At 63.1% G+C, this 25,137-nt stretch carries 31 protein-coding genes, 1 tRNA gene and 1 pseudogene; 18 read left to right on the top strand and 15 right to left on the bottom strand.

The window, feature by feature from the left end; translation table 11 throughout:
• Nucleotides 1-2: 2 nt before the first annotated feature.
• The 5 genes from rpsU (at nucleotide 3) to E4680_RS00585 (ending at nucleotide 4,561) form a co-directional block, all read left to right on the top strand.
• Complete coding sequence (rpsU, locus tag E4680_RS00605; RefSeq protein WP_135280437.1) at nucleotides 3-218, top strand: 30S ribosomal protein S21; 216 nt, start codon at nucleotides 3-5, stop codon at nucleotides 216-218.
• Nucleotides 219-229: 11 nt separating this feature from the next.
• On the top strand, nucleotides 230-688 hold the full coding sequence (locus E4680_RS00600) for a GatB/YqeY domain-containing protein (RefSeq protein WP_135280436.1): 459 nt from the start codon (nucleotides 230-232) through the stop codon (nucleotides 686-688).
• Nucleotides 689-733: 45 nt separating this feature from the next.
• Nucleotides 734-2,458: a DNA primase gene (gene dnaG, locus E4680_RS00595; RefSeq protein WP_135280435.1), complete on the top strand. Its 1,725-nt coding sequence runs from the start codon at nucleotides 734-736 to the stop codon at nucleotides 2,456-2,458.
• Nucleotides 2,459-2,546: 88 nt separating this feature from the next.
• Entirely contained in the window at nucleotides 2,547-4,394 is a 1,848-nt protein-coding gene (rpoD, locus tag E4680_RS00590; RefSeq protein ID WP_135280434.1) for an RNA polymerase sigma factor RpoD, read from the top strand.
• Between the two features lie 91 nt (nucleotides 4,395-4,485).
• Nucleotides 4,486-4,561 (top strand) — tRNA-Ile (locus E4680_RS00585).
• Between the two features lie 42 nt (nucleotides 4,562-4,603).
• On the opposite strand, the gene dtd is transcribed toward E4680_RS00585, so the two are convergent.
• Nucleotides 4,604-5,071: a D-aminoacyl-tRNA deacylase gene (dtd, locus tag E4680_RS00580; RefSeq protein WP_135280433.1), complete on the bottom strand. Its 468-nt coding sequence runs from the start codon at nucleotides 5,069-5,071 to the stop codon at nucleotides 4,604-4,606.
• 541 nt (nucleotides 5,072-5,612) lie between these two features.
• Between dtd and msrA the strand changes: the two genes are divergently transcribed.
• The 6 genes and pseudogenes from msrA (at nucleotide 5,613) to E4680_RS00550 (ending at nucleotide 8,281) form a co-directional block, all read left to right on the top strand.
• Nucleotides 5,613-6,248 (top strand): peptide-methionine (S)-S-oxide reductase MsrA, encoded by a 636-nt coding sequence (gene msrA / locus E4680_RS00575; protein ID WP_135280432.1) that lies wholly within the window; start codon nucleotides 5,613-5,615, stop codon nucleotides 6,246-6,248.
• 281 nt (nucleotides 6,249-6,529) lie between these two features.
• Entirely contained in the window at nucleotides 6,530-6,781 is a 252-nt protein-coding gene (locus tag E4680_RS14595) for a hypothetical protein (RefSeq protein WP_135280607.1), read from the top strand.
• Nucleotides 6,708-6,980: pseudogene (locus tag E4680_RS14520) on the top strand (carbon starvation CstA family protein); the annotation flags it as partial. The gene E4680_RS14595 and the pseudogene E4680_RS14520, both read left to right, overlap by 74 nt.
• A 41-nt stretch (nucleotides 6,981-7,021) precedes the next feature.
• Complete coding sequence (locus tag E4680_RS14590; RefSeq protein WP_422666653.1) at nucleotides 7,022-7,189, top strand: carbon starvation CstA family protein; 168 nt, start codon at nucleotides 7,022-7,024, stop codon at nucleotides 7,187-7,189.
• Nucleotides 7,190-7,337: 148 nt separating this feature from the next.
• Entirely contained in the window at nucleotides 7,338-7,691 is a 354-nt protein-coding gene (locus E4680_RS00555; protein ID WP_422666652.1) for a carbon starvation CstA family protein, read from the top strand.
• Between the two features lie 65 nt (nucleotides 7,692-7,756).
• Nucleotides 7,757-8,281 (top strand): hypothetical protein, encoded by a 525-nt coding sequence (locus tag E4680_RS00550; RefSeq protein ID WP_135280428.1) that lies wholly within the window; start codon nucleotides 7,757-7,759, stop codon nucleotides 8,279-8,281.
• Here E4680_RS00550 and E4680_RS00545 read toward each other — a convergent pair.
• The 4 genes from E4680_RS00545 to E4680_RS00530 form a co-directional block, all read right to left on the bottom strand.
• Nucleotides 8,257-9,873: a nitroreductase family protein gene (locus tag E4680_RS00545; RefSeq protein WP_135280427.1), complete on the bottom strand. Its 1,617-nt coding sequence runs from the start codon at nucleotides 9,871-9,873 to the stop codon at nucleotides 8,257-8,259. The two genes, E4680_RS00550 and E4680_RS00545, sit on opposite strands and share 25 nt — an antisense overlap.
• A complete protein-coding gene (locus E4680_RS00540) occupies nucleotides 9,870-10,133 on the bottom strand; it encodes a nitrogen fixation protein NifZ (protein ID WP_135280426.1) in 264 nt (87 codons plus the stop codon). Before E4680_RS00540 ends, E4680_RS00545 begins: the two co-directional genes overlap by 4 nt.
• A gap of 697 nt (nucleotides 10,134-10,830) precedes the next feature.
• A complete protein-coding gene (locus E4680_RS00535; protein WP_135280425.1) occupies nucleotides 10,831-11,256 on the bottom strand; it encodes a DoxX family protein in 426 nt (141 codons plus the stop codon).
• Nucleotides 11,253-11,585, bottom strand: a complete 333-nt coding sequence (locus E4680_RS00530; RefSeq protein WP_135280424.1) for a rhodanese-like domain-containing protein — start codon at nucleotides 11,583-11,585, stop codon at nucleotides 11,253-11,255. Before E4680_RS00530 ends, E4680_RS00535 begins: the two co-directional genes overlap by 4 nt.
• A 90-nt stretch (nucleotides 11,586-11,675) precedes the next feature.
• On the opposite strand from E4680_RS00530, the gene E4680_RS00525 reads away from it, so the two are divergent.
• A complete protein-coding gene (locus E4680_RS00525) occupies nucleotides 11,676-12,128 on the top strand; it encodes a MarR family winged helix-turn-helix transcriptional regulator (RefSeq protein ID WP_135280423.1) in 453 nt (150 codons plus the stop codon).
• Nucleotides 12,129-12,262: 134 nt separating this feature from the next.
• Here the strand turns inward: E4680_RS00525 and E4680_RS14585 are convergent, their stop codons facing one another.
• The 4 genes from E4680_RS14585 to E4680_RS00505 all read right to left on the bottom strand — a co-directional run bounded on the left by E4680_RS14585 (nucleotide 12,263) and on the right by E4680_RS00505 (nucleotide 16,142).
• Nucleotides 12,263-12,637 (bottom strand): VOC family protein, encoded by a 375-nt coding sequence (locus tag E4680_RS14585; RefSeq protein WP_205688700.1) that lies wholly within the window; start codon nucleotides 12,635-12,637, stop codon nucleotides 12,263-12,265.
• 148 nt (nucleotides 12,638-12,785) lie between these two features.
• Complete coding sequence (locus tag E4680_RS00515) at nucleotides 12,786-13,679, bottom strand: MBL fold metallo-hydrolase (protein ID WP_135280422.1); 894 nt, start codon at nucleotides 13,677-13,679, stop codon at nucleotides 12,786-12,788.
• Between the two features lie 130 nt (nucleotides 13,680-13,809).
• Complete coding sequence (locus E4680_RS00510) at nucleotides 13,810-14,937, bottom strand: mechanosensitive ion channel family protein (RefSeq protein WP_135280421.1); 1,128 nt, start codon at nucleotides 14,935-14,937, stop codon at nucleotides 13,810-13,812.
• A gap of 356 nt (nucleotides 14,938-15,293) precedes the next feature.
• Complete coding sequence (locus E4680_RS00505; protein WP_135280420.1) at nucleotides 15,294-16,142, bottom strand: ion transporter; 849 nt, start codon at nucleotides 16,140-16,142, stop codon at nucleotides 15,294-15,296.
• Nucleotides 16,143-16,394: 252 nt separating this feature from the next.
• Between E4680_RS00505 and E4680_RS00500 the strand changes: the two genes are divergently transcribed.
• The gene (locus E4680_RS00500) at nucleotides 16,395-17,141 is read left to right on the top strand and encodes an SDR family NAD(P)-dependent oxidoreductase (RefSeq protein WP_167792303.1); all 747 of its coding nucleotides are present in this window, start codon (nucleotides 16,395-16,397) and stop codon (nucleotides 17,139-17,141) included.
• 62 nt (nucleotides 17,142-17,203) lie between these two features.
• On the opposite strand, the gene E4680_RS00495 is transcribed toward E4680_RS00500, so the two are convergent.
• Genes E4680_RS00495 through moaC form a run of 4 tightly spaced genes read right to left on the bottom strand, consistent with a single transcriptional unit; the run spans nucleotide 17,204 to nucleotide 19,770 of the window.
• Nucleotides 17,204-17,518: a DUF4156 domain-containing protein gene (locus E4680_RS00495; RefSeq protein ID WP_167792302.1), complete on the bottom strand. Its 315-nt coding sequence runs from the start codon at nucleotides 17,516-17,518 to the stop codon at nucleotides 17,204-17,206.
• Nucleotides 17,515-18,330: an enoyl-CoA hydratase-related protein gene (locus E4680_RS00490; protein WP_135280417.1), complete on the bottom strand. Its 816-nt coding sequence runs from the start codon at nucleotides 18,328-18,330 to the stop codon at nucleotides 17,515-17,517. Before E4680_RS00490 ends, E4680_RS00495 begins: the two co-directional genes overlap by 4 nt.
• Nucleotides 18,308-19,288 (bottom strand): cation diffusion facilitator family transporter, encoded by a 981-nt coding sequence (locus E4680_RS00485; RefSeq protein ID WP_135280416.1) that lies wholly within the window; start codon nucleotides 19,286-19,288, stop codon nucleotides 18,308-18,310. Before E4680_RS00485 ends, E4680_RS00490 begins: the two co-directional genes overlap by 23 nt.
• A gap of 5 nt (nucleotides 19,289-19,293) precedes the next feature.
• Complete coding sequence (gene moaC, locus E4680_RS00480; RefSeq protein ID WP_135280415.1) at nucleotides 19,294-19,770, bottom strand: cyclic pyranopterin monophosphate synthase MoaC; 477 nt, start codon at nucleotides 19,768-19,770, stop codon at nucleotides 19,294-19,296.
• 75 nt (nucleotides 19,771-19,845) lie between these two features.
• On the opposite strand from moaC, the gene E4680_RS00475 reads away from it, so the two are divergent.
• Together E4680_RS00475 and E4680_RS00470 are read left to right on the top strand one after the other, a co-directional pair.
• Entirely contained in the window at nucleotides 19,846-20,079 is a 234-nt protein-coding gene (locus E4680_RS00475; protein WP_135280414.1) for a MoaD/ThiS family protein, read from the top strand.
• Nucleotides 20,076-20,525, top strand: coding sequence for a molybdenum cofactor biosynthesis protein MoaE (locus tag E4680_RS00470; RefSeq protein WP_135280413.1), 450 nt, complete (start codon nucleotides 20,076-20,078; stop codon nucleotides 20,523-20,525). The genes E4680_RS00475 and E4680_RS00470 overlap by 4 nt, the downstream gene beginning before the upstream one ends.
• 25 nt (nucleotides 20,526-20,550) lie before the next feature.
• Here E4680_RS00470 and ppa read toward each other — a convergent pair whose 3' ends face one another.
• Entirely contained in the window at nucleotides 20,551-21,087 is a 537-nt protein-coding gene (gene ppa / locus E4680_RS00465) for an inorganic diphosphatase (protein WP_135280412.1), read from the bottom strand.
• A gap of 209 nt (nucleotides 21,088-21,296) precedes the next feature.
• Between ppa and E4680_RS00460 the strand changes: the two genes are divergently transcribed.
• Entirely contained in the window at nucleotides 21,297-21,941 is a 645-nt protein-coding gene (locus tag E4680_RS00460; RefSeq protein WP_135280411.1) for an adenylate kinase, read from the top strand.
• A 5-nt stretch (nucleotides 21,942-21,946) separates the two neighbouring features.
• On the opposite strand, the gene rnd is transcribed toward E4680_RS00460, so the two are convergent.
• Nucleotides 21,947-23,083 (bottom strand): ribonuclease D, encoded by a 1,137-nt coding sequence (rnd, locus tag E4680_RS00455; RefSeq protein ID WP_167792301.1) that lies wholly within the window; start codon nucleotides 23,081-23,083, stop codon nucleotides 21,947-21,949.
• Nucleotides 23,084-23,161: 78 nt separating this feature from the next.
• Between rnd and mpl the strand changes: the two genes are divergently transcribed.
• Together mpl and E4680_RS00445 are read left to right on the top strand one after the other, a co-directional pair.
• Nucleotides 23,162-24,520, top strand: a complete 1,359-nt coding sequence (gene mpl / locus E4680_RS00450; protein WP_135280409.1) for a UDP-N-acetylmuramate:L-alanyl-gamma-D-glutamyl-meso-diaminopimelate ligase — start codon at nucleotides 23,162-23,164, stop codon at nucleotides 24,518-24,520.
• Complete coding sequence (locus E4680_RS00445) at nucleotides 24,517-25,131, top strand: flavin prenyltransferase UbiX (protein WP_135280408.1); 615 nt, start codon at nucleotides 24,517-24,519, stop codon at nucleotides 25,129-25,131. The genes mpl and E4680_RS00445 overlap by 4 nt, the downstream gene beginning before the upstream one ends.
• Nucleotides 25,132-25,137 lie beyond the last annotated feature (6 nt).

Here is a 25,137-nt window from a genome sequence, read left to right as displayed (position 1 = left end):
TCATGCCAAGCGTTCGTGTCAAGGAAAACGAGTATTTCGACGCTGCCCTGCGGCGGTTCAAGCGCGCCTGCGAAAAGGCGGGCGTTCTGACTGAAGTGCGTCGCCGCGAGTTCTATGAAAAGCCCACGCAGGAGCGCAAGCGCCGCAAGGCCGCTGCCGTGAAGCGTCATGCCAAGCGGTTGATGCGCGACGCCCAACGGCAGACCCGACTGTACTGACACGGACTCTGATGGAGACCAGCGTGGATCTCAAGAGCCGGCTCCAGGAAGACATCAAGGCAGCGATGCGTGGCGGCGAGAAAGCACGCCTGCTGACCTTGCGCATGTTCTCTGCCGCCATCAAGCAGCGTGAAGTCGACGAGCGCATTGAGCTTGACGATTCCCAGGTGCTGGCGGTGGTCGAAAAGCTGATCAAGCAGCGCCGCGAGGCGGCCGTGCAATACGAGACCGGCCAGCGGCCTGACTTGGCGGCCAAGGAGCTGGCTGAGGCGGCGCTGCTGCAGGTCTATCTCCCTCAGCCCTTGTCCGAGGCAGAGGTCGGCGACTTGATCGAAGCGGCGCTGATCGAGTCGAATGCCTCCGAGATGAAAGACATGGGTCGAGTGATGGCCGCCCTCAAGCCCAAGATCCAGGGGCGAGCGGACATGGCTGCAGTCAGCGCCCGACTCAAGAGCCGCCTCGGCGGTTGATTCCTTCCCTCGCATGCGCCGGTTGAATGGCGCAGGAAGGCGATCGTGAGCGGATCCATCCCTCAGGAATTCATTGATGAAGTCGTTGCGCGTACCGATCTGGTTGCGCTCATCGATCGGCGTGTCCCCCTCAAGAAAGCCGGCAAGGACTTTGCCGCGCGGTGTCCATTCCACGACGAAAAGACGCCGTCCTTCACCGTCAGCGCGGATAAGCAGTTCTATCACTGTTTCGGGTGTGGGGCTCATGGCAACGCCATCGGGTTCCTCATGGCGTTCGATCGACTGGAATTTCGCGATGCTGTGGCCGAATTGGCCGCCGATGCGGGGCTCGATCTTCCGTCCGCCGGCGATGCGCCGCCGCCACACCATCAGGCATTGCGCCAAGCCATGGATGCAGCGGCGCATTTCTACCGCCAGCAATTGCGGGATGCGCCGCGCGCGATCGACTACCTCAAGCGACGTGGATTGAGCGGTGCGACGGCGGCAGCCTTTGGGATCGGCTATGCGCCCTCGCGCTGGGATGGCTTGCTGCAGGCGCTCGGTGGAGACGCCAGCCATCGTGCACTCCTGATCGAAAATGGATTGCTCATTGCCCGTGATGGCGATGAAGGGCGGCATTACGACCGCTTTCGCGATCGGGTGATGTTCCCGATTCGAGATGGGCGCGGACGCGTGATCGGATTCGGCGGCCGTATCTTGGATCAGGGTCAGCCCAAATACCTGAACTCGCCGGAAACCCCGTTGTTTCACAAGGGGCAGGAACTCTACGGATTGTATGAGGCCCGCAAGGCGCAGCGGGAATTGCCGTGGGTGCTGGTAGTTGAAGGCTACATGGATGTGTTGATGCTTGCCGAGCACGGCATTCCCAATGCCGTTGCCACATTGGGTACCGCAACCACCTCGGATCATTTGCGCCGTTTGTTTCGCCACACCAGCCGCGTGGTGTTCTGTTTCGATGGGGATCGCGCGGGCCGCGCCGCCGCGAGCCGCGCCTTGCAGACCAGCCTGCCCGAGATGCAGGATGGGCGGGAAATCGCCTTTCTGTTCCTGCCCGAAGGCGAGGATCCAGATTCTCTGGTGCGCCAGGAAGGGCGCGAGACTTTCCTCGGGCGTGTTGCACAATCCCAGCCGCTGTCTGATTTTCTGCTGCACCACCTGAAAGAGGGTATCGACCTCCAGACCCACGAGGGGCGGGCCCGTCTGGTCGTGCGGAGCCGTTCCGCATTGGAAGTGATTCCACAAGGCGTTTTTCGAAATCTCCTGGCGCAGACACTGGGCCAGCTGGCTGGCGTTGAGCTTGCACCTGCCAGTGGCCTGGCCCGAGGTCGCCCGGTCCGAAGCGGTGTACCGCAGGCGGTTGCGACTCATCCGAGCCCGTTGCAGCGCTTGGCCGGCTTGCTTCTGACGCATCCAAATGCGGCGCAGTGGGTCGATCCGGAGCTGGTTCCGCTTCTGAAGGACGGAGATGGCGAAGCGCAATGGATGCTCGCGCTCATTGAACTTGCGAGGGATAAACCCCATCTAACGAGTGGCGGGATCTTGGAGCGATTCCGGGCCCATCCGGCTGAGTCCCTGTTTGCACAACTGCTGGCTTGGCAGCCGGAGCGATCGGCCGAGGGCGTGGCCCGTGAATGCCGGGATATCTGCCGGCATTTGCTCCAGCGTTCGGTTCGGAGTGAAATTGATGCATTGCTGGCCAAAGCCGCCACCCAGGGATTGGACGCACAGGAGAAGGAGCGACTCCGATCGTTGCTGTCGCAACGGGGGTGATTGTGGTGCTGGATTTTAGTCGGTCCCACATGAAATACTATATAATTGGGCGTTTATTTACGCCCCTTGCCTAAGGTTGAGCCGCCGTATGAGCGAAGATCAGCGTTCCCTGCTGAAGTCTCTGATTTCAAAGGGTAAAGAACAGGGTTATCTGACGTTTGCCGAAGTCAACGACCATCTTCCGGATGATCTGGTGGACCCCGAGCAGATCGAGGACATCATCGCCATGTTCAATGACATGGGCATTTCCGTCCATGAGCAGGCGCCGGATTCCGAAGATATCCTTCTCTCTGACAATGCCGTTACCACCAATGACGATGACGAAGCCGAAGAGGCAGCCGCTGCCCTGGCCTCGTCCGTCGAGGGCGAGATCGGGCGCACGACCGATCCGGTGCGCATGTACATGCGGGAAATGGGCACAGTCGAGCTGTTGACCCGTGAAGGCGAGATCAGTATCGCCAAGCGCATCGAGGAAGGTCAGCTCGAGGCACTCAAGGCGCTCGCCAGCCTGCCGGTCTCGACCGCCTATGTGCTGGGCGAGTATGCGCGGCTCAACGAGGCCGGCGCCCGACTGGCGGATCTCGTGGTCGGGTTCATCGATCCATCTCAGTTCGATAGCGAAGCGGCAGTAGATGACTCGGCCGATGTGCCAATGGAGATGGATGCTGCCGAAGAGGAAGAAGACGAGGACGGTGACGACGATTCGACCGAGACTGCCGACACCGGTCCCGATCCTCAGGAGGTGGCCCAGCGTATGGCCGCGCTTCAGGCCCAGTACGACGTGGTGCTGACGCACTTGCGCGAGCAAGGACCCGCGGCGGAATCCACGCGAGCCGAACAGCAAGCGTTGATCTATCAGTTTTTGCAATTCAAGTTTGCCCCGCGCGTCATCGTGCAGCTGAGTGACCAGTTGCGGCAGCTGGTGGATGGCGTCCGCCGGCACGAGCGGCAGATCATGGAGTATTGCGTTGCGCGAGCGGGCATGTCGCGCCGCGATTTCCTCCAGGTCTTCCAGGATCATGAAACCGATAGCGACTGGATCGACAAACAGATCCGTGCCAAGCGCAAGCACTCGGCGACCATTGCCCGCCATCGTGAGGACATCATCGCGCTTCAGGATCAGCTGCGAGCCATCGAGCGTGAAACCCTGATGCCGTTGTCCGTCATCAAGGAAATCAATCGGCAAAAGACGATCAGCGATGCCAAGGCGCGGCGTGCGAAGAAGGAAATGGTCGAAGCCAACCTGCGGCTGGTCATTTCCATTGCCAAGAAGTACACCAATCGTGGTCTGCAGTTCCTGGACCTCATCCAGGAAGGCAATATTGGCTTGATGAAGGCGGTAGACAAGTTCGAGTATCGCCGCGGCTACAAGTTCTCGACCTACGCCACTTGGTGGATCCGCCAGGCTATCACACGGTCGATTGCGGATCAGGCGCGCACCATTCGCATCCCGGTTCACATGATCGAAACGATCAACAAGATCAACCGGGTACAGCGGCAGATGCTCCAGGAAATGGGCCGTGAACCGACGCCGGACGAACTAGCTCAGAAGATGGAGATGCCCGAGGACAAGGTCCGCAAGGTGCTCAAGATCGCCAAGGAGCCGATTTCGATGGAAACACCGATCGGCGACGATGAAGACTCCCATCTCGGCGATTTCATCGAGGACACCAACATTCCCTCGCCGGCCGACATGGCGACTCGGGAAGGACTGCGTGAAGCGGCCCACGCCATGCTCGCCACCCTGACGCCGCGCGAAGCCAAGGTGCTCCGCATGCGCTTTGGCATCGAGATGAATACCGACCATACCTTGGAAGAGGTCGGCAAACAGTTCGACGTGACCCGTGAGCGTATTCGCCAGATCGAAGCCAAGGCGCTGCGCAAGCTGCGTCATCCGTCTCGTTCGGAAATGCTGCGCAGCTTTCTGGAGGAGTGAGGACGGCAGGCGTCACTGGGAAACCCACGAGAGCCCGCTCACCCGGAGAGCGGGCTTTTTCTCGCCGCGTTCCAATGTAATTTCGTTTTACGGGCCGTTAGCTCAATGGTTAGAGCGTCGGACTCATAATCCGCGGGTTGCAGGTTCGAGTCCTGCACGGCCCACCACTCCATTGCCATGTTGATGCCCGCTCGCTTCGGTGTGCTGTCTCAGGTCGGGTCTGGGTCCTGGCCGTGGGGGCTCACCTCGAGCCAGAAGCTGACCGGGCCGTCATTGGTCAGACTGACCTGCATGTTCGCACCGAATGATCCGCTTTCCACACGCGGGTGCAGCGCACGGGCCTGCTTCACCAATTCCGCATAGAGCGGCCTGGCCTGCTCCGGCGCCATGGCCGGTGAAAATCCTGGCCGGTTGCCTTTGCGTGTGTCGGCAGCCAAGGTAAACTGGGGCACCAGAAGCAATTCACCTCGCACATCCCGCAAGCTGAGATTCATGCGCTGGCTGGAATCGGAAAAGACCCGGTAGTCGAGGATGCGCTGCAGCAAGCGGGCGGCGGTCGCGAGGCTATCGAGGCGCTCCATGCCGATCAGGACCAGCAATCCCCCCTGGATGTGGGCGATGCGTTCGCCGTCGACGTCCACCCAGGCAGACCGGACGCGTTGCAGGAAGCCAATCATGTCAGTATCCGACTCGTCTCCATGAGGCCGTTGTGGCATCAATAGTAGGTATTAAGAAAATGCTTACATCGCATTTTGGCATTGTCTGACTGTTTGCGTCACCTCGATGAGAGATCATTGAAACCGTCCGAAGACATTGTGGTACGGATACCACGGGGCCAAAGGATTGGCCGGGTCAGGGATGAATGGTGGCAGGAAGCCACTGCTCATGGAAGAGTTCAAGGACGAAAAAACGGACCGGCAATCAGGAAGATTGTTGTTGGCCAGGAAGGCCACTGAAGATTGAGGCTCCCTTCCGGTCATGGACGAGGGGATCGGATGGCAGGAAGCCGGCGAGGCGAGTCATCAATCGGTCGTTCAGTGCACACGAGAACTTTGCTTTCAGCCATGTTTGGCTCACGCAACCCCGATCGGTTTACCCGATCGGGGTTTTTTGTCTCCAGATCGATGTTTCCAGAAGCGTTTCACAAAGACAAAATCGCACTCCCGGGGTTTGCATCGGTCTGAATACTTAGGGACGGCGCAAGCGGAGGCCAAAGCCATGCGATTCATTCACCCCTACAAGCTGCGGTTGCCAACCACCAGTGAAGCACTGCCCGGGCGCGAGCAAGCGGTTGCGATTCCTACGCGCCATGCCGTGCTGGATGTCCCGCTCGTCCCGCCCTATCCACCGGGTCTGTCGATCGCCCGCTTCGGCATGGGCTGTTTCTGGGGGGCAGAGCGCCGTTTCTGGACCGAGTCTGGCGTCTATGTGACCGCCGCTGGATACGCGGGCGGTCTGACGCCCAATCCCACCTATGACGAGGTTTGCAGCGGGCGCACCGGGCATGCCGAGGTGGTTCAAGTGGTGTTCGATCCGACCCGAATCGCCTATGAGGATCTGCTCCGGATCTTCTGGGAGGCGCACGATCCGACACAGGGCATGCGCCAGGGCAACGATGTCGGCACGCAGTATCGATCGCTGATTCAGGTCAGTGACGATATCCAGCGAATTGCGGTCCAGAACAGCCTGGAGTCCTACAACAAACGCCTGGACAAGGCAGGATACGGGGCGGTGACCACCGAGATCGCTCCCCCGGGCCCGTTCTATTTTGCGGAGCCCGAACATCAGCAGTACCTCGCGCATCATCCCAACGGCTATTGCGGCTTACGGGGAACCGGAGTGTCCTGCGCCTGATTCCCCGACTGGGGCCAGCACACGGCATGACGTTGACGTCAGTCGATCGTCGATCACACCAAGAAGACGGGCCGGTTTGGCGCACTGTACCCGTGGGGTTATTCTCGCTGGCGACCGCCTGGATGCATACCGTGCGGGCGGGCGCGTTGTTCCGTGCACGAGGCTTGGCTGCCCATGCCATTTCGTCTTGCGCCCCGTATTTGGTCATTGCCCGCCGCTCTTGGCGCGTTCACGCTCGGCGGTGTGGCGCTGCACTGCGGTGAGTCCATCAACACGCGTGGCTGATCGTTGCGGCCGTCTGCTTGTATGCCTTGGTTTACCGGCTTGATGCGGCCTGGATTGCTGCCCGCATGCTGATGTTCGACACCGATCGGACCACACCGGCAGTGCTGCTTTTTACCGGCACCTTCATGATCCTCATCGCACTGATTTCGGCGCTGGGCCTGACGGCTCGATGCCATGAAGCACAGTCCATGGGGGACGGCGACGGTGGCCGCGAGCATACCCATTGCTATGCTGATCGGCCTCTATAGGAATCAGATTCGCCCCGGACGCGTTCTGGAAGTCGCGCTGATCGGGCGGGCCTTGCTGCTGATCAACCATGGAGGCGACTGGATCGACACGCACGCGGTGGTTCGAACCTGATTCGACTGGGACGGCGCATCCGTGGCCTGGATGATCATGGCCTACGGCTTTGCGGCAGCGATCCGGCCGGTCTGGCGGCTGCTCGCGCCGCGCGATTACCCCGTTCGTGGACGGCTCCGGTCCCATCTTTGCCGGTCCTGTGTTCCCCGTCGTCTTCATCACCATCAGCCTGCGGTGCCGTCTCGGGCTTTCACGCCATGGTGGCCTCGGGTACGACCCCCGAGCTGCTCGACAGCGATGCGCTCGTCTCGCGGGTGGGCTATGGGGCCATGATTATGGCGTCAGTTGTGGCCTGATGGCCCTGATGGCCGGGAGCATGCTCGACCCCGGGACTCTATTGCGCCATCATCAGCCCGGCCGGCCTGATCGACACGACCATTGGCGGCTCGGGCTACCCGGTGAGCACCGCGCGATGGCAGACCTGACGCATGACATGGGCGGACCTTGCTCTTTTTCCGCACCGGTGACGCGCCGTCGCTGGCGATCGGCATGGCCAGCATCTTCAGCAGTGCTTTCGGCGAGAGCCTGCATGCATTGTGGCTTCACTTCGTCATCATGGTCGAAGCCGTTGCTGGAAGGCGCGTTGGCGGCTTCCTGCTCCAAGACCTACTGGGGGCTATATGGGAACCGCTGGGCCGACGCCGTCGGTTGCTGCTCAGTTCAGCGCGATGGTCGTGGCCTGGGGCTATTCCTGCGCAGGGGTGTGGTCGATCCCAACAGCGGCGTAAGCATCCTCTGGCTGCCATCGCGCTGTCGGTCGCCACTGGCATCCTCGTCGAGTCCGGGCGGTTGCGGTAGGTATGGGTGACCGGGTTGCCTCGCCATGGTTCATGATCGCGATCACTACGGCAGCCGCGTAAAAGGTGCTGAGCCGATCCGCGCATCGGGCTTTTGCCGGCGCGCGCGACCTGTCCGAACGTCTGGCCGCCGGCGCGTTGCCGCCCGAAAAGGCCGCCGTGGCGCCGCAGCTCGTTCTCAATCGACAGATCGATGGCGGGCTGACGGTATTTTTTGCAGCGCTGTTGTGGATCATCGTGCTCGACATGGCCTACACCGTCTGGGGCGTGATCATCGGATGGCCGGTGTTGCCGCTGCGCGAAAGCGCTGCCGCGTCGATCCTCGAACTGATCGAGAGAGACCCCCAAGGGCAGGACCGATCAAACCCGCACGCGACTGGTTGCGACGGGCGTGGGCGCTGTTCCGCCAACGGAGCGAGGACGACGCTGATGAGCGCTATCTCGCCCACCACCATGCCGCTTGCCCCGAGCGGCCGCCGGTGTTCCGGTGCGCTTCATCCGTCGGCATCATCCCGAGCGATTTTTCCAGCGGCGTTAACCGCTGCTGCTGAAACCGCGCAGCGGTCTCACTCGCGTCGCAGATGCGCATAGGGCGGCAGGGACTGGATGCGCACATCGAGCAGCGGCCGGCCGATGGTGAAGTGATAGAAGCTCTGCAGGCGCCGGTCGGACAGACCCAGGATCTCATGCACCGCCGGGTCGAAGTAGCAGCCGATCCCCGTGCCGCGCAGACTCGCGGCTTCGGCGTTGAGGTAAAGCGTCTGTCCCAGCGCGCCGGCCTCCCAGTGCCGCCAGCGATAGCGCCAGGGCTCGTCATCGAGGTCGGTGCCCCACTCGCCAAGCAGCATGAAGGTGACCGCGCCTTGCGCCGCAATCGCCTGATGGCAACACAGCAGCCCGGCCGTGCGCCGCATGTCGCCACTTGCCAACCGGTAAAGCGGCGCCTCGCCCAGATTCAATTCGGGGCAGGACTTCCAGGCAAAGCGCGCATCCAGCGCGCCGAGCAGCAGTGCCCGCCCCGCGGCCGAGCGGGGCAGTGCGTAGAGCCCCGGCGTCAGGCCGTCCACCCGGTGCACGAACAGCAGCAGATGCAGCCGGTCGGATTCGGGCAAAGCCGCCCACGGTGGCACGTCGGCGCGCGGGACGAACCGGTCCAGCAGCGCCTCGAGTGTGGCGAGCGGCATGGTCCCGGCCGGATCGTAGGCCTGCGCCGAGCGACGCTCGCGAATCACCGCCATTGCCGGGCGTTCGTCCCCAGCGGCCGGGCGCACGGCCGGCGCATCGTGCATCATTGGGAAAAACACAGGCGTGGCGGGCTTGTCAGCTGCGTGGCTCACCGCCTCGATCACCGGCCATTGATAGAGCGGGCGATGGTCCAGCACATTCGGCCGACCCTGCCACTCGGCGTCGCGCGCCCAGGCCAGCCACGCATCCGCCTCGGGCGGCGCGCCCGCGGGCCCGGTGTCTACCGCCAGCAGCAGATCCGGATGCTCCGCCTCGGCGCCGTCCGTGGGTCGATCCACACCGAGCAGCGCGGCGACCGCCGCATCCGGCCAATGCGTGAGGGACTGCAGCCGCCAGCCCAGCAGCGCCGCCGCATACGACAGCGCCGCCACCGCGTGGCCGACGTCGAGCTGGCAATAGCGATAGGCACGCTCGCCGTATTTCCACGCCTCGCGCCAGTGGATGGAGGTCAACCCGAGCAGCGCGACCGACCCGTCCGCGGATGGGCCCGATCCAACGGCCGCCCGCTGTTCCAGCAGATGCGCGTCCGCCCGGTAGTGATACACCCCATCCGCGAGATCGGGCAGCGCGCGGCAGACGAGATAGCCCTCCGTCGGGTGCAGATTGCCGCTGGACGGGTTGCAGCGCAGCGCCCAGCGGTCCGGCCCGTATTGTTTCCAGGCCGACAGGCCGAGCGCGAGTTCCAGCAGACGGCCCAACCCGGCCCGATCCAGCGGTGCTGGAAGCACCGCCCCCGGCCGGTGCAGATTCCCGAAGGACACGTTGGCGGAGGTGGGCGTGAGCGACAGCGGGATTTCCGGGCACCCGTCATAGCGCCGGAAGGGATCGGGCTGGGCGTCCCAGTCCAGCGTCTGGGGCCCCGCGGCGTAGCGGTCGAGATGATGCCAGGTGCGCTGGTGGTACTCCCAGGGCGTGATGCCGACCGCGGCTTCGCTCATGCCGCATCGGGCGGCGAGCTAGCCAGATCACCCGGCCAGCAACCCAGCGGTGGACCAAGTACCCCGTCCGGGTTCTCGAAGCGGACCAGATACAGCACTTGCGCGGGATCGCTTTCCAGATGACCGACATTCACGATCACGCCCCGCCCGCCCGCCGGCACCAGCAGGCCATCGGCGTCATGCTCCGGCAGGCTGCCGTCGTTGTGGATGGCCTTTGCGGCGAACACCATGTCGCCCATCTGTCCGTGATTCAGTCCCATTGATGCCTCCTCGCGATGTCATGCCTGTCAGCTTTGTCCGGTCTGTGACAGGGACGAAGGCGCGCGCTGGCCCGTCGCTGTCCCCAAGGTCAAGCCAAGTCGTTGACTTTCAAGTCCTGCTCGCACCAATCCGTCCGCACGCCAGCAGCTGTCACGGGTTATTCATGCATATTCGTGGCCATCTTGCGCCGCGTCGATTGCGCCGTCGAGGCTGCGGCCTCTTGGAGTTATGAGTCAGCCGGAGACCTCGCCGAATCGACTCGAAGCCCACCGCATTCAGCGACCGCCAAGCCAAACGGAGCCGATAACTTTTCGACGGCCTTGTTTCGTCTCGTGGCCGAAGATCGGCATCGATCGCGAGGGGCTGATGGGCAGGAGAAACAACGCCAATGTCTTGGGCGATTTGCTCAAGGCCGCCGCGGCGTATGGCGTGAGGAAGCGGGCAGCTACCCTAGCCAAGAAAGGGAAACCGTGGTCTGTCCCCGATTGCTCGGGTTGGGCGTAGTACCTACCCGTGTTCAAGCGGATGTCGCTACGTGATGCCGCTTAATATTTATGTGTGGCGCCTATGACATCGGTCATGAGCGTGAGCAGTCAATTCTCAAGCAACCAGGTCACCCTGACTACACGCACGCCGCGACGCGAGCCGTATTGTGAAGGCATCGCGCCGCGGGCTGGTATGTCTGGACAAGCCATTTCAGGGCATTTTCAAACGGGATTGGCGTCCCAAGCGAAGCATGCCGTCTCCAGCAAAAAAATGCGCCATCGACGCGATTGCGAGAAAGGCCGGGTACTCCCAGCCACCGCCTTGGCTGCTATGTACCCAGCCGTTGGCGACGTGCGTCGAGGTGGCTACCACCATGATCGGCAGCAGGGCAAGGGACGTCCAGCGCCCGTGAAAGCCAACAAGAATCGTAATGCCGCCAAGCAGTTCGAGGATGAAGACGGGCCAAGCCATGAATCCAGGTAAGCCCTGGCTTTCGAGCCAGCTGGAAAAGCCCGGAATCGTGAACGTCACATATTTGAGCATCGCATGGGCAATCCACATGCTGCCGAGAGCGACCCGCAGCAGCATCGCGGCAAGGGCAGGATTCAGGTATCGGTCACTGAAATTGCGGCTCATGCGGCGACCCCCTCCAGCGCATGGCCGGCGGCTTGCCATTCCGCCTTACCACCCTTGAATACCGTTACATCGCTGTAGCCCAAAGCGTGCAATTGCACCGCGACCTGATCCGAGTTCGTGCAGGTAACGCTGGCGCAGTACACGACAATACCGGCGTCTTTGTCAGGCAGCAGTTGCGGCGCGAGCGTCTTTACCTCCCCAGTGTTGATGTTGCACGCACCCGGCAAGTGTCCCTGTGCGAAATAGCGAGCGGGCAGGGCCTCTACCAGGACCGGCGGGGTGGGCGAACGCAGTAGGTTGAACAGGTCGTTCAGACTGATGGTCTTCATAGGGCACCTCAGATGATTGCCATAGTTATAGTTGCAATCGCAACTATTTAGATCATAGTCTGACTTAGTTGCATATGCAATAATTCTTCCATGCGCAACGATAAGCGTCACATTACCCCGCATTTTCTTGCCTGGGCCCGCTTGTTACGGGTCCACAAGATGCTCCTGGAAAGCGTGCAAGCTGATCTGTCGGTGGCCGGGCTGCCTCCTTTGGAGTGGTACGACCTGCTGCTGGAGTTGGACATGGCGGAAGGCAACCGACTGCGGCTGTACGCTCTCGGCGAGAAGATGGTCCTCAGTCGCAGCAACCTGACACGGCTGTGCGATCGCTTGGAGAAGGATGGCTTCATCTCGCGTGAGCAGTGCGCGGTGGATCGTCGGGGGCTATATGCCGTGCTGACGCAGAAAGGTGCAGCGATGCGCCGTGACATGTGGCCGGTCTATAAGCGATCCGTGGAGCAGCATTTCTCCACTCACCTCACGGAAGAAGAGGCTGATGCGCTGGCGGCCATCTTGCTGAAAGTGCAAAATTCCGAACCGTGATGGCGGTTCCAACAATTCGCTGCTGGCGCTGAGGCCGTGACGGGCCACGGCCTCAGCGCAAACGTTAGAATTTGCGTACAACGGGGACAGACCACGGTTCCCTTGGCGGTTGTCCTGCTCGGGTGTCGTGTTGGCTATTGTGAGTCAGGCTCGTGACACACCGCTTCGATGTTATGGCCGTCTGGATCAAGCACAAACGCGCCGTAGTAATTGGGATGATAGTGAGCGCGCAAACCCGGTGCGCCATTGTCGCGACCGCCTGCCGCAATGGCGGCCTGATAAAACGCATGCACCAATGAGCGTGAATGAACACGAAACGCGACGTGAACGGGTGGATTATTGGGTGCGCCCCGGCTGATCCAGAAATCCGGTTTGGGTGGTTCACCAAACCCAGCCACATCGGTGTGCCCGGTGACAGAGGCCGGCCACTCGGCAAGCAGGCTATAGCCGATTGCCGACAGGGCTTGAGTATAGAACGCTTTGCTCTTCTGAAAGTCGCTGGCAACGATTCATGTATGGTCAATCATGCGGGTCTCCGAGTCGGTTGGGTTCGCTGGGCGGCCGGCATTGGACGACGCCTGCCTTCGATGCCATGTTCAGCGCGGGGCTGCCCCATTCTCCGTTGGTTTGCCTGAGCCAAGCATACTGACGCCGATCTCATACCGCGGTGAGCGCGTGCCAAGTCCCGTCCCGGAACAGGGCTTGTCCGCTTTCGACCAGATGGATGAGGTGGGCCTGCAGCGACAGGCGGGCGGCGAGATGCAGGAAGGCGGGCGTGTCGGCGTAGACCTCGGCGACGAGGGTTTCGGGGGTGCCGTGGCCGGCGCGCTGCAGCGCCGCAAGGACCTTGGCCTCGCGCTGACGGCGATGGGTGACGATGGCGGCCAACAGGCGCTGGGGTTCGCACAGGACGCGGCCGTGCGCAGGGGCGATGGCCACCAGATCGAGCGTTTGCAAGCGCTCCAGCGCCGCCAGGTATTGCCCCATGTGCCCATCGGGTGGGGCGATGACGACCGTCGCGCCTTCCATCACTTGGTCGCCGGCAAACAGTAAACCTTCGTTTTCCAGCAGGAAGCACACATGGTCGGCGGCATGGCCGGGCGTGTGGATGGCTTGCAGGCGAAACTCCGCCGTTTCGATCCGCTCGCCGTCGGCCAGTGGGGTTCCGACCGGATGGCGCAGGCCATGCGGTCCCCTGGGAAACACACGCACGGGCGCGCCGGTGCGCTCGGCCAGGAGCGCGGCGCCGGGAGCGTGGTCGGGATGGCGGTGGGTGAGCAGGATCTGGCGGATCGGGCCGCGCGCGGCGGCCTCAATGCGTTGCACATGGTCCGCGTCGGCGGGGCCGGGGTCGATCACCACGACATCGTGGCGGCCGATGAGATAGCTGTTGGTGCCGGGGCCGGTCATCATGCCGGCGTTGCGCGCCGTGACACGCCGCACCAGCGGCCCGAGGTCCTGCACCTCGCGCGCCCGAAACGCCTTGGCCAGCGCCGGCCAATCGGATGGTGGCGCCGGTTCGGTCGTCGTGGCGTCGTCTTGCCGGTCCATGTGTGGCTCCATGCCGTCCCTCCCTTGAGCGGTATGGCGCCATCATGGCGCGGCGGCGCGGTTCCATCAACGCCGGGGGCGGACATGCAGGCCATCCCCGGCGTTCGGCAAGTCCGCCGGATGGGTCGCTTCAGCTCGAGGTGGGTTTCTGAGCAGCGGGTGCAGCGCCGGGCATGGATTCGATATGCAGGGTGCGGGTCGGGAAAGCAAACTCGACGCCGAGTTCGGCAAACCGGTCGATCATGGCCAGATTGATGGCTTGCTGGATGTCCATGTAATGGGTGTAGTCTGGATCGAGCACGTAATAGACCACTTCGAAGTCCAGCGAAGAATCCCCGAAGCTGAAGAAATGGGCGCGATCGAAACGCACGCCATCCTGGGATTCGATGATTTCGCGGACGATACCGGGAAGACGGCCCAACGCATCGCGCGGGGTGTCGTAGAGCACGCCGAACTTGAATACGATGCGGCGCTCGTACATGCGCTTGTAGTTGCGAATGCGGCTTTGCAGCAGATCGGTGTTCGAGAAGACCAGTTGTTCGCCCGACAGGCTGCGCAGGCGCGTGGTTTTGAGGCCGACGTGTTCGACGGTACCCATCATGTCACCGACGATGATGAAATCGCCTACGACGAAGGGTTTGTCCAAGCCGATCGACAGCGAGGCAAACAGATCCGCCAATACGTTCTGGACGGCCAGGGCAATGGCGATGCCGCCGATGCCCAAGCTGGCCACCAGGGTGGTGATGTTGAAGCCCAGGTTGTCGAGAATCATTAACACCGCAATCGCGCAGATCGCGGTGCGTCCGACAAAACTGATCAAGCCGACGATCGTGGCATCTCCCGCATCGCGGGCCCGGGCGCGTTGCTCGTAGCGCGTTACCCAGACGTCGAAGGCTTCAAGGGCCCACAACGTGGTCTGAAGCAGCAGCGCGACCGCGGTCAGTGTCGTCAGGGTGGCGTCAATCTTTGCGGGCAGGACGAGCGCTCTGGCACCCACGAAAATCGCCACGAGGAGCATGATGCTGCGGCGCGTTCCGCCCACAATTTCTACGGCGTAACGGCTGATCACCGCATCTTGCTGCGCTGCTCTCGCCTGCAGGCGGCGCTTGATCTGGGCCTTGATTGCAGGAAGCGCGGCCATGACGATGAGCGTGAGCCCCAGAGCGATCAACCAGGCTCTCAGTTCGTTGCCCAGGATCACCAGTTCCAGCCAGCCGAGCGGGCCCAGCTCAGCCCAGTTGATTTCGTTCCATGTCATGCAATTTTCTCCGAAGTGCGGTGGTGAATCGGCGCGCTTACCGGCTGGAATCGAGCGGTCATCGGTCGGGCCGGTGTGGCACACAATCCGGCCCGGGTGAGAGAGAACGCACCCGCGCTTACGGGGAGCGCGGGTTCAGCCGGCCATACCGTTCCATGGGCCTTTGCGTTGATTGTTGCGCCGTTCGGCGCGCTGGACAGGGCAGCGACCGGGACGGAAAAAAATGGTTTTTCTTTATGGGAGACCGTGCCACGGATGATGGGTTCCTTCAACATGCCAGGCGGCGCAGCGCCGGGCGTCAGCACTAGCCATTATCCGGGCATCGATGCCGGCACCAGGATGCCACTACAGCGGGATTACGGCATGGCAGCAGGTGGCCCGTTTGCGGGAAGTGACGTGCCACAGCGGCGGCAGTAGGCCGCATCGGCTTCATGTTCCCGGAGACGGCATTGCGGGCAGGTGCGGCGATTGCGCTCGCGCTGTGCCAGTACGGTCATCTCGGCCGTGACGATTCCGGTGGGGACCGCGATGATGGCGTAACCCGTCAGCATGGCGACGGCGGCAATGGCACGACCCAGGCCGGTGGATGGCGAAATGTCGCCGTAGCCGACAGTGGTCACCGTGACGATGGCCCAGTAGATGCTGACCGGGATGCTGGTGAATCCGTTGTCAGGGCCTTCCACCACGTACATTAGCGTTCCGAAGATGACCATCAGGATGACGACGGTAAACAGGAAAATGCCGATTTTGCGGCGCGCCGCAACCAGCGCCTGGGTCAGGAAGTTGGCTTCGTGAATCAGGCTCAGCAGCCGCAGCACCCGGAAGATGCGCAGTGCGCGCAGTAGGCGGATGCTGAGCAGGTAGTGCGCGCCGGGCACCAGCAGGCTCAGGTAGGTCGGCAGGACCGAGACCAGATCGACGATGCCGAAAAAACTTCGCGCATAGCGCAAGGGCCGGTCGCTGATCCACAGTCGTACCAGGTACTCCACGGTGAAAATGAGCGTGAAACACCATTCGGCGCGATACAGCCAGACGCCATACTGCGCGTGCAGCGACTGGACGCTGTCCAGCATCACGGCAATCACACTGAGCAGGATAACAACGATCAGCGCTTCGTCGAAGTACTGCCCGGCAGGTGTATTGGTCCCGAAAATAATGCGCCGCAGGCGCTCCCGAAGGGTCTCGTGATGTGTGATCTGGCTCATGGATCGTTCCGGCGCGGCGAGTGCTGACGCGATTGTGGCTCGAAAACGGGGTATGTGTCAGGATGCGGAGACGTTTTGGGATGATGCGCTTGGCGATGGTTCTCAGTGTTGATGCGATGGCGCGGCGGGCGGTTGCCTCGGCGTCGTGAGCGGTGACACCGGTTGGGGGATGGCCCTTCTCTTGGAGCCGGCCATACATCGCCAGCCTGGCTCAATGGCTCATCAAAAGCAGCAGACCGGATGGAGGACGGCATGATCCGCACGATGCTGATTACAGGGGCAAGTTCCGGGATCGGCGCGGCGGTCGCACGGGAATTGGCGCGGCAAGGTTGGCATCTGGCCTTGTCGGCCCGCCGCCAGGACGAACTCGAGGCTTTGGCAACGGAATTGCGGGCGCAGTATCCGGCCCTGCGCATCAGCGTGCATGTCCATGACGTCACGGACTATCCCGAAAGCGACGCGTTGATCGCATCGGCGGCCGAGGCGCTGGGGGGGCTGGGCGCGGTGTTCGTCAACGCGGGCATCGGCCTGGGCGGACGCATTGGCGGGAAGACCTTCGACAAGCAGCGCTGCACCATCGAAACCAATCTGCTTGGTGCCATGGCTATCACCGATGCGGCCGTCCGCCACTTTCGGGCTCAGGGTGGTGGCCAGGTCATCGGTACCTGTTCGGTGGCCGCCTTTCGCGCCATGCCTGGAAACGTGGCCTATTCGGTCTCCAAGATCGGATTTGCGACCTATCTCGAAGGGTTGCGCGCGGAAGGTTGGCGGGACAACATCCGCGTGACCGTGCTCTATCCGGGTTTCGTCAAGACGCCCATCGTCGAAGGGGTGCCACGCACGCCGTTCGCCATTGCAGCGGATCGGGCGGCGGTGCTGATTGTCCGTGCGATCGAGCGTCAGACGCCCAGCGTCATCGTGCCGCGTTGGCCGTGGATGTTGGCGCGCTGGGCGATGCCATGGATTCCCGCCCGGCTGATGGCGCGGGCGGGCTTCTGACTTGAGGCGCCGGGCCGGACGGCTGCGCTATCGGCGCAGCTCGCCCCAGATAACTTCAAAGCTCACAGACACTTGTAGACGCCGAAGGTCTGCCGGCCATTAACCACATCGGTCAGGGCCGAAATGGTGTCGCCGCCCATGTCGATGGCGTTGTTCTTGGCGACCCGTTGCAGATCCCGGTCAATCGAGGCGCCGCGGCGGGTGATGAAGCCGATCCGGTCCAGAACCTGCACTTTGGTCTGGCCGATTTCCGTACAGGTTTTCACCCGGGCGAGCGGTAGCAGTAGGACGCGATCGGCGCCCGGGCTCTGGGGAATGAAGGAACAGGCCGCGAGCAGCACAGGCAAGCAGGCGAGGAAGATCAGCTTGTATTTCATGAACGGTTGGTCTCCTGAGGACGAGGGGTGGACGGTGCCGCATCGCGACGTGTCGCTGCCGCCGACGCAGGCCGTTGGAAAAACGCTTGCATGGCCGCGCGACATTCTGCTGATTGTAGCTGACGGCCGAACGCTTGTACCTCGGTCAACAGGGCGGTCTCGGTTGCGGCGCGGTGTGGCGCGCGCAGCAGCGCCTTGGTCTGACGCAGGGCATCGGGTGGCAGATCGGCCAGCTTCTGGGCTTGTTCGCGCACGTGCTGCTGCAGGACGTCGGCCGGGATCACGGCATTGATCAACCCGGCCTTGGCGGCCGCTTCGGCGTCAAGGGCCTCCCCAGCCAGAAGCATTGCATTAGCCTGTTTGGCGCCCACCGCCAGCGGCAGAAGATAGGAGGCGGCGCCTTCGGGTACCAAGGCCAGCTGCGCAAACGGCAATTGGAAGCGGGCATTCGGCGCTGCCCAGGCCAGATCGCAATGCAAGAGCAGGGTGGTTCCGATGCCGACCGCCACGCCCGGCACCGCTGCCAGAAGGGGTTTGGGGAAGTCGACGAGCGCACGCAGGAAGCGAACCACCGGACTCTCCGGACTCGTCGGCGGCGTTTGCAGAAAGTCCTGCAGATCGTTGCCGGCCGTGAAACAGTCGCCGGCCCCGCTCAGGATGACGACCCGGACGAACGGATCGGCTGCGGCTGCCGCAAGGGCGTCCACCAAGGCGGTATACATGGCATGAGTCAGTGCGTTGCGCTTGTTTGGTCGGTTGAATCGGATCGTCCAGACCGCAGCATCGCGCTCAATGAGAATGTCCGTGGTCATGTGTGCGCTCTCCTTGCGCCGTGGAATCGGATTGGTTCGGCAACGATCGCGACTCGACCCGACGAGCCGGATCATAGGGCCGGCGATGCAGGATCTGCCCCTGGGGTTCGGGCTGCAGGGTCACATGATCGATCTCGAAGCGTTCGGCCAACAGATGACGCAGTCGCGTCAGGAGCGCGGGCCATTCCTCCAGCGTGTCGAGGTCGACGTGGGCGGATAATGCGATACGGCCGCTGGAGAGGCTCCAGATATGCAGATCGTGAATGCCGTGCACACCGGGGACCGCGGCCAGCGTGCGCCCGACCAGCGCCAGATCGACATGGGCGGGGACGCCTTCCATCACCACCTGCAGCCCTTCGCGCAGCACCCGGATGCTTCCGGTCAGCAGTAAGGCACAGATCACCAGCGTCAGCAGTGGGTCGATGGGCATCCAACCGGTCGCGAGCACGACGGCGCCGGATATTAACGCCGCGATCGAGCCTAGTGCGTCGCCTACGACATGCAGGACGGCGGCGCGGATGTTGAGGGTTTGGGTTCCCCGGATCAGTAGCGCCAGCACGCCCAGGTTAAAGAGGAGGCCGACCAGGGCGACGAGCAGGACGGCCATGCCGGCAACCGGTTCGGGATTCTGAAGCCGGCGCACGGCGCTGACCAGCAGGGCGCCGGCCAGTCCGAGGATGAGCAGCGCATTGATGAGCGCCGCGATGACCTCGGCGCGCCCGAATCCATAGGAGTGCTGGGCACTGGCCGGACGGCGCGCGAGTCGAGCGGCGGCAGCAGCCAGGATGAGTGCACCGGCGTCGGTCACCATGTGACCCGCGTCGCCCAGCAGGGCCAGGGAGTTGGCCCAATAACCGGTGGCTGCTTCGACGGCTGCGAAGGCGAAGGTCAGCCCGGTGGCCCAGCCCAGCCGGTTGTCGCCATGATCGTGTCCGGCATGAGAATGGTCGTGGGCCAAGACGCTTACTCCGCTGTGAAACGCCAGTCGCCGGACCGGCCGCCGCTTTTTTCCAGGAGTCTCACGCCTTGGATCACCATGCCGCGATCCAGGCTCTTGCACATGTCATAGACGGTCAACAAGGCTACCTGGACGGCCGTGAGCGCTTCCATTTCGACGCCGGTGGGCCCGCTCGTCTGGCAGATAGCCTCGCAGCGCACGCCGTGTTCGTCGAGCGCCAGGTGTACGGCCACGTGGGTCAGTGGCAAGGGATGGCACAGGGGGATCAGATCGGCGGTGCGTTTCGCGGCCATGATGCCGGCGAGCTGCGCGATCGACAGCACATCTCCTTTGGGTGTCGTGTGTGCGGCCAAGCTGGCCCGCGTTTGCGCATCAAGCAGGATATGACCTTCGGCCACGGCGCGGCGTGCGGTGGTGGGCTTGGCGCCCACATCCACCATTCGGGCGTTGCCCTCGGCATCGAAATGGTTGGAGCACTTCATAGCGACATCGTTTCGGTTCAACGAACCGGATTAACATAGCATGGTAGATGGAGATGGATAGATGCGAGGCGGGATATGATCACAGTACGGTGCTTCGCCGGTTTGCGTGAGCAGATGGGCTGGGAGATTCGACAGATACCCGCTGGACCCGATAGCGTCCGCGCCGTATGGGAGATTGTCACCAACGGCGCCCCAATGCCGACGCACCTGCTGGCTGCGATCAATCTCGACTATGCGGATTTGGACGCGCCGGTGACCGATGGCGATGAGGTGGCGTTCTTTCCGCCCGTGACCGGGGGCGCGTCGTGATCGTTGGTCTGAAGAGCGCCGCCTTTTTGCCTTGGCCGCTCCTGACCGAGGCGGAACACGAGATCGATCCCGGGCAGCGGGATCAGTGCGGCGCGAGCAGTCTATTCGTGGGCACGATGCGCGCCGGGGATGGTCCGAACCGCGTGGTCGGCCTGCAGCTGGAACACTATCCGGGGATGACGGAGCGGATGCTGGCCCGTATCGCCGAGCAGACCTGCGCGCGCTGGCCGGTTCGGCAACTGGTGCTGGTTCATCGGGTGGGATGGGTGCTGCCGGGGGAAACGCTCATTGTCGCCGCGGTCTGGACGCCGCATCGCGCCGAGGCGTTCGCGGCCTGTCGCCATCTGGTCGAAGCCGTTAAGCACCAGGCGCCCTTCTGGAAGCGGGAGTCCCGGGCGGACGGTACGGCGGCCTGGGTTGCCGTCAATACCCCCGCTCGGGAATGACCCGTTCGCGCGCGAACCGCGTGGCTTATCCCTTGGCCTTGGCGCGTTCGATACCGGCCAGGATTTCGGCTTCGGCGGCCTTGAGGTCTTGCCAGCCTTCGACCTTCACCCACTTGCCTTTTTCCAAGTCTTTGTAATGTTCGAAGAAGTGGGCGATTTGCCGCAATGTGAGTTCAGGCAGGTCGTCCGTGCTCTGGATCTGGCTGTACAGTCCGCCAGACGTCTTGTCGACCGGCACGGCGAGCAGCTTCTGGTCCTGACCGGCTTCGTCGCTCATGTTCAGCATGCCGATGGGGCGGCACTTGATCACGCAGCCAGCGACCAGCGGGAAGGGGGTGATCACCAGAACATCGACCGGATCGCCATCGTCGGCCAGGGTATGGGGAATGTAGCCGTAGTTGCACGGGTAGTGCATGGCTGTCGACATCAGCCGGTCGACGAACAGGGCGCCGCTGTCCTTGTCCACTTCGTATTTGACCGGATCGCCCAGCATGGGGATTTCGATGAGGACGTTGACCGACTTGGGGAGGTCGTCGCCGGCGGGGATACGGTCCAGATTCATGAGGTGACAGCTCCATGGCGGATGGGGGAAAAACCAAGGCCAAACGCGCATCACGGCGCGGCAGGCCGGTACAGGGGTGCTCATTATATACCGTGAGCCGGCTTATGCCGGAGCGCCGTGTCGATTGACGTCCCATGCGGGCGGCGGGTACTTTACCCGTTTGGGCAACAGGGACGCTGCCACAGGGCGGCGCGACAGAGAGGATATCAATGCGCATCGTGCTGTTGGGTGCTCCGGGTTCCGGTAAAGGCACCCAGGCCAAGCTGCTGGTGGAACGGCTGGGGGTTCCCCAGATTTCCACAGGCGATTTGCTTAGGGCTGCCGTAGCGGCGCAAAGCCCGCTGGGTCTCAAGGCCAAGGCGGCAATGGACGCCGGCGAACTGGTCAGCGACGACATCGTGCTCGGCATGATTCGCGAACGAATTGCGCAAGCCGATGCCAAGGCCGGATTCATTCTGGACGGATTTCCGCGCAACAGCGCGCAAGCCACGGCACTGGACACCTTGCTCGCCGAGCTGAACCAAGACATCGATCGCGCCATTCATATCCAGGTGCCGTTCGACGAACTGCTCAAGCGCCTGACCGGGCGGCGCACCTGCACGCAGTGTGGGGCCCTCTACAATGTCTATTTCTCGCCTCCCAAGCAGGACGGGGTTTGCGATCGCTGCGGCGGTGCGCTAATGCAGCGCGACGACGATAACGAGCAGACCATTTCCCGCCGGCTTCGCGTGTATGAAGATCAGACCCAGCCGCTGATCGAGTACTACGAGCGCCAAGGCAAGCTGGCGACGGTTTCCGGTAGCGGTGAGGTCACCGAGATCCTGCGGCGCATCATCGAAGCGCTGTCGGTCTGAGCCCGTCAGTTGGCTGGCTGAGCCCGATGGGGTTCGCCGGCCGGCTCGTCTTCCAGCGCGGCCAACAGATCCGTACCGATCACCTCACATCGCCAGCCACGCAGCACTTGCCCGTCACGTGCGCCCAGCACCAGTGCCTCTATTTCCCGTCGCGGCGCCAGAACGGCCCGATCCACACCCAGTTCCGAGGCGCGAGCCTGCACAATGCGGCCCAACCGTTTGATGGTTCTTTCCTGTTCGGGTAAGAGTGGATAGGGCGGCGGAACGGCTTGCGGAGGTTGTGCGGCTCCTTCGCGAATGGCGGTGATCCACGCCTCGGCGTGACGCTCGATCATCTTCGCCCCAATGGCCGTCGAGGCCGTCAGCTCGGCCACGCTGTCGGGCTTCTGTTCGGCCCAGCGCAGTAGAACCTCGTCCTTGAGCAGCCATTGGCGCGGCAAGTCGCGCGCCTGGGCTTCTCGCTCGCGCCAGGCGGCAAGCGCACGCAGTACACCCTGCTCGGGCGGCGCCAGCATGCGGCCGGCGCCGATGCGCAACCAAGCCCGTTCGGGCTCGATGCGATAGCGGGCCGGATCGCTCAGGGCTGCATGATCGGCTTGTGCCCAGTGCAGGCGATTCTTGTCCGACAGTGACTGGCTCAGCTGGTCATGCAGCGCGGCCAGATGACGTACATCGTCGGCAGCGTAGGCCAGCTCGGATTGGCCGAGCGGGCGCCGCGACCAGTCGCTGCGTGCGTGCAGCTTGGGCAGGCTGATGTCCAGCAGTTGTTGCGCCAGGGCCGCGTAACCGGTTTGCGGTGGATGGCCCAGAAGCCCTGCCGCGATCTGGGTATCGAATAGCGGTGCCGGCAGGCGATCGGGCCGGGCATCGTGGAACAGCTCTAGATCCTGGCCTGCGGCGTGGAGGATCTTGACGGTCTCCGGGGCATCGAGCAGGGCGAAGAGCATGCGCCAGTCACCAAGCGCGATCGGATCGATCAAGGCCAGGCCCTTTGGGCTGGCGAGCTGGATCAGGCACAGCCGGGCATGGTAGGTCCGTTCGCGCACGAACTCGGTGTCGAGGCCGAGCCAAGGCTGGCCGGTCCAGTCGGCGATCAGATCCTCGAGCGCACTGGGCTGGTCAATAAGGATGAAGTCGGGCATGGGTTCGATCGTACAAGAGCCAAGAGGGGCTTTGCTATGATGCCATGGCCGTGACGGCATACGGGGAGATCAAGCGCGGTGCATCTGCACATACTGGGGATTTGCGGCACGTTCATGGGGGGCGTTGCGGCCTTGGCACAGGCAGCCGGCCACCGGGTCACCGGCTCGGATCAGCATGTGTATCCGCCGATGAGCGACCAGTTGTCGGCGCTTGGGATCGAGGTTCGCGAGGGCTTTGATCCGGCGCATCTCGATGATGTGCCGGATTGCGTCGTGGTTGGCAATGTGATCAGTCGCGGTAATGCCTTGCTCGAAGCGGTGCTCGATCGCGACCTGCCCTATCTGTCCGGGCCCGAATGGCTGGCCCGCCATGTGCTGCAGGACCGGTGGGTGCTGGCGGTTGCCGGGACGCATGGCAAGACCACGACGAGCAGCCTGCTGGCGCACATCCTGGAGTCAGCGGGGATGGCGCCGGGTTTCCTCATCGGCGGTGTGCCGGGCAATTTCGGTGAGACGGCTCGGCTGGGAGGAACGCCGTTCTTCGTGGTCGAGGCCGATGAGTACGACACGGCGTTTTTCGACAAGCGGGCCAAGTTCGTCCATTACCGCCCGCGCACACTGGTCTTGAACAATCTCGAATATGATCATGCGGATATCTATCCCGATCTTGCGGCCATCCAGCGGCAATTCCATCATCTGATCCGGACTGTTCCCGGGCAGGGTGCGCTCATTGTCAACGGTCGCGATGCGGCACTTGCCGAGACCTTGGCCATGGGCTGCTGGACGCCGGTGACGCCGTTCGGTGTGGACTCGGGTTGGCATGCACGGTTGCTGAGCCAAGACGGCAGCCGGTTCGAGGTCTGGAATGCGGACCGTCGCGAGGGAACGGTGGCATGGACGATGTTCGGTGCGCACAACGTCGGCAATGCGCTGGCCGCGCTGCTGGCTGCACGGCATGTGGGGGTACCGCTGGAGGTGGGTTGCGCGGCGCTGGCCGCGTTTGCCGGCGTACGCCGACGTCTGGAACGGCGCGGCGAGGTGGCTGGCATCACGGTCTATGACGATTTCGCACATCATCCGACGGCGATCGCGGCCACGGTGGGCGCCTTGCGGCGCCGGATCGGGTCCACTCGGCTGGTGGCCGTGGTGGAATTGCGATCCAACACCATGCGCCTGGGTACGCACCAGGCTTCCTTGGCCGATGCGTTGCGGGATGCAGACGAGGCTTGGATCGCGGCGCCGGCTTCACTCAACTGGAATGTGGTGGATAGCCTTGCCGTGCTGGGCAGTGCAGCGCAGCTGGCGCCGGACGCCGGGACGATTCTAGCGGGTCTGGTGCCCCGACTCAGGGCGGGAGATCAGGTACTGGTCATGAGCAACGGCGGATTCGACGGCTTTCACGATCGATTGCTAGCGGCCTTGGCGGGCGAGCGATGACGGGCGGCTCGCGGCCACCGGTAGTGCTGGCGTGGACCGGGGCGTCCGGTGCTGCGTATGGCGTGCGATTGCTCGAATGTCTGCTGGGCGCCGGCGAGCGGGTTTATCTCATCGTGTCGCAGCCGGGGCTGATGGTGATCAATGGCGAGACCGATCTCGGCCTGCCGGCCCGCGCTGCCGATGCGCAGCGACATCTGGCCACGCGCTTCGGTGCAGCCCCGGGGCAATTGCGGGTATTCGGGCAAGCCGAATGGACGGCGCCCGTCGCCAGTGGCTCGGCCCGGTTTCGGGCGATGGTGGTCTGTCCCTGCAGCATGGCAACATTGTCAGCGATCGCCAGTGGGGCCAGCCGCAGCCTGATCGAGCGGGCGGCGGATGTCACGCTCAAGGAGCAGCGCCGATTGATCCTCGTGCCGCGCGAGACCCCGTTTTCCGCGATCCATCTCGACAATATGCTCACCCTGACCCGGCTCGGTGCCGTCATTGCGCCGGCCAACCCCGGTTTCTACCATCGACCAGGCCAGGTCGAGGATCTGGTCGATTTCATGGTAGCCCGTATCCTGGATTTGCTGGACGTGCCGCATCATCTGCTGCCCCGGTGGGGGGAGTGATCACGG

The organism is Candidatus Macondimonas diazotrophica (assembly GCF_004684205.1).
In the GTDB taxonomy this organism is placed as follows: domain Bacteria; phylum Pseudomonadota; class Gammaproteobacteria; order UBA5335; family UBA5335; genus Macondimonas; species Macondimonas diazotrophica.
Note: the sequence above shows the minus strand (reverse complement) of the source record. Positions and strands in the feature narration are given on the sequence as shown.

Excerpts from the sequence above, each read along its gene's own strand:
- rpsU (WP_135280437.1), top strand. The coding sequence starts at position 3 with ATGCCAAGCGTTCGTGTCAAGGAAAACGAGTATTTCGACGCTGCCCTG.
- E4680_RS00600 (WP_135280436.1), top strand. The coding sequence starts at position 230 with ATGGAGACCAGCGTGGATCTCAAGAGCCGGCTCCAGGAAGACATCAAG.
- rpoD (WP_135280434.1), top strand. The coding sequence starts at position 2,547 with ATGAGCGAAGATCAGCGTTCCCTGCTGAAGTCTCTGATTTCAAAGGGT.
- dtd (WP_135280433.1), bottom strand. The coding sequence starts at position 5,071 with ATGATTGGCTTCCTGCAACGCGTCCGGTCTGCCTGGGTGGACGTCGAC.
- msrA (WP_135280432.1), top strand. The coding sequence starts at position 5,613 with ATGCGATTCATTCACCCCTACAAGCTGCGGTTGCCAACCACCAGTGAA.
- E4680_RS00545 (WP_135280427.1), bottom strand. The coding sequence starts at position 9,873 with ATGAGCGAAGCCGCGGTCGGCATCACGCCCTGGGAGTACCACCAGCGC.
- E4680_RS00540 (WP_135280426.1), bottom strand. The coding sequence starts at position 10,133 with ATGGGACTGAATCACGGACAGATGGGCGACATGGTGTTCGCCGCAAAG.
- E4680_RS00535 (WP_135280425.1), bottom strand. The coding sequence starts at position 11,256 with ATGAGCCGCAATTTCAGTGACCGATACCTGAATCCTGCCCTTGCCGCG.
- E4680_RS00530 (WP_135280424.1), bottom strand. The coding sequence starts at position 11,585 with ATGAAGACCATCAGTCTGAACGACCTGTTCAACCTACTGCGTTCGCCC.
- E4680_RS00525 (WP_135280423.1), top strand. The coding sequence starts at position 11,676 with ATGCGCAACGATAAGCGTCACATTACCCCGCATTTTCTTGCCTGGGCC.
- E4680_RS00515 (WP_135280422.1), bottom strand. The coding sequence starts at position 13,679 with ATGGACCGGCAAGACGACGCCACGACGACCGAACCGGCGCCACCATCC.
- E4680_RS00510 (WP_135280421.1), bottom strand. The coding sequence starts at position 14,937 with ATGACATGGAACGAAATCAACTGGGCTGAGCTGGGCCCGCTCGGCTGG.
- E4680_RS00505 (WP_135280420.1), bottom strand. The coding sequence starts at position 16,142 with ATGAGCCAGATCACACATCACGAGACCCTTCGGGAGCGCCTGCGGCGC.
- E4680_RS00500 (WP_167792303.1), top strand. The coding sequence starts at position 16,395 with ATGATCCGCACGATGCTGATTACAGGGGCAAGTTCCGGGATCGGCGCG.
- E4680_RS00495 (WP_167792302.1), bottom strand. The coding sequence starts at position 17,518 with ATGAAATACAAGCTGATCTTCCTCGCCTGCTTGCCTGTGCTGCTCGCG.
- E4680_RS00490 (WP_135280417.1), bottom strand. The coding sequence starts at position 18,330 with ATGACCACGGACATTCTCATTGAGCGCGATGCTGCGGTCTGGACGATC.
- moaC (WP_135280415.1), bottom strand. The coding sequence starts at position 19,770 with ATGAAGTGCTCCAACCATTTCGATGCCGAGGGCAACGCCCGAATGGTG.
- E4680_RS00475 (WP_135280414.1), top strand. The coding sequence starts at position 19,846 with ATGATCACAGTACGGTGCTTCGCCGGTTTGCGTGAGCAGATGGGCTGG.
- ppa (WP_135280412.1), bottom strand. The coding sequence starts at position 21,087 with ATGAATCTGGACCGTATCCCCGCCGGCGACGACCTCCCCAAGTCGGTC.
- E4680_RS00460 (WP_135280411.1), top strand. The coding sequence starts at position 21,297 with ATGCGCATCGTGCTGTTGGGTGCTCCGGGTTCCGGTAAAGGCACCCAG.
- rnd (WP_167792301.1), bottom strand. The coding sequence starts at position 23,083 with ATGCCCGACTTCATCCTTATTGACCAGCCCAGTGCGCTCGAGGATCTG.
- E4680_RS00445 (WP_135280408.1), top strand. The coding sequence starts at position 24,517 with ATGACGGGCGGCTCGCGGCCACCGGTAGTGCTGGCGTGGACCGGGGCG.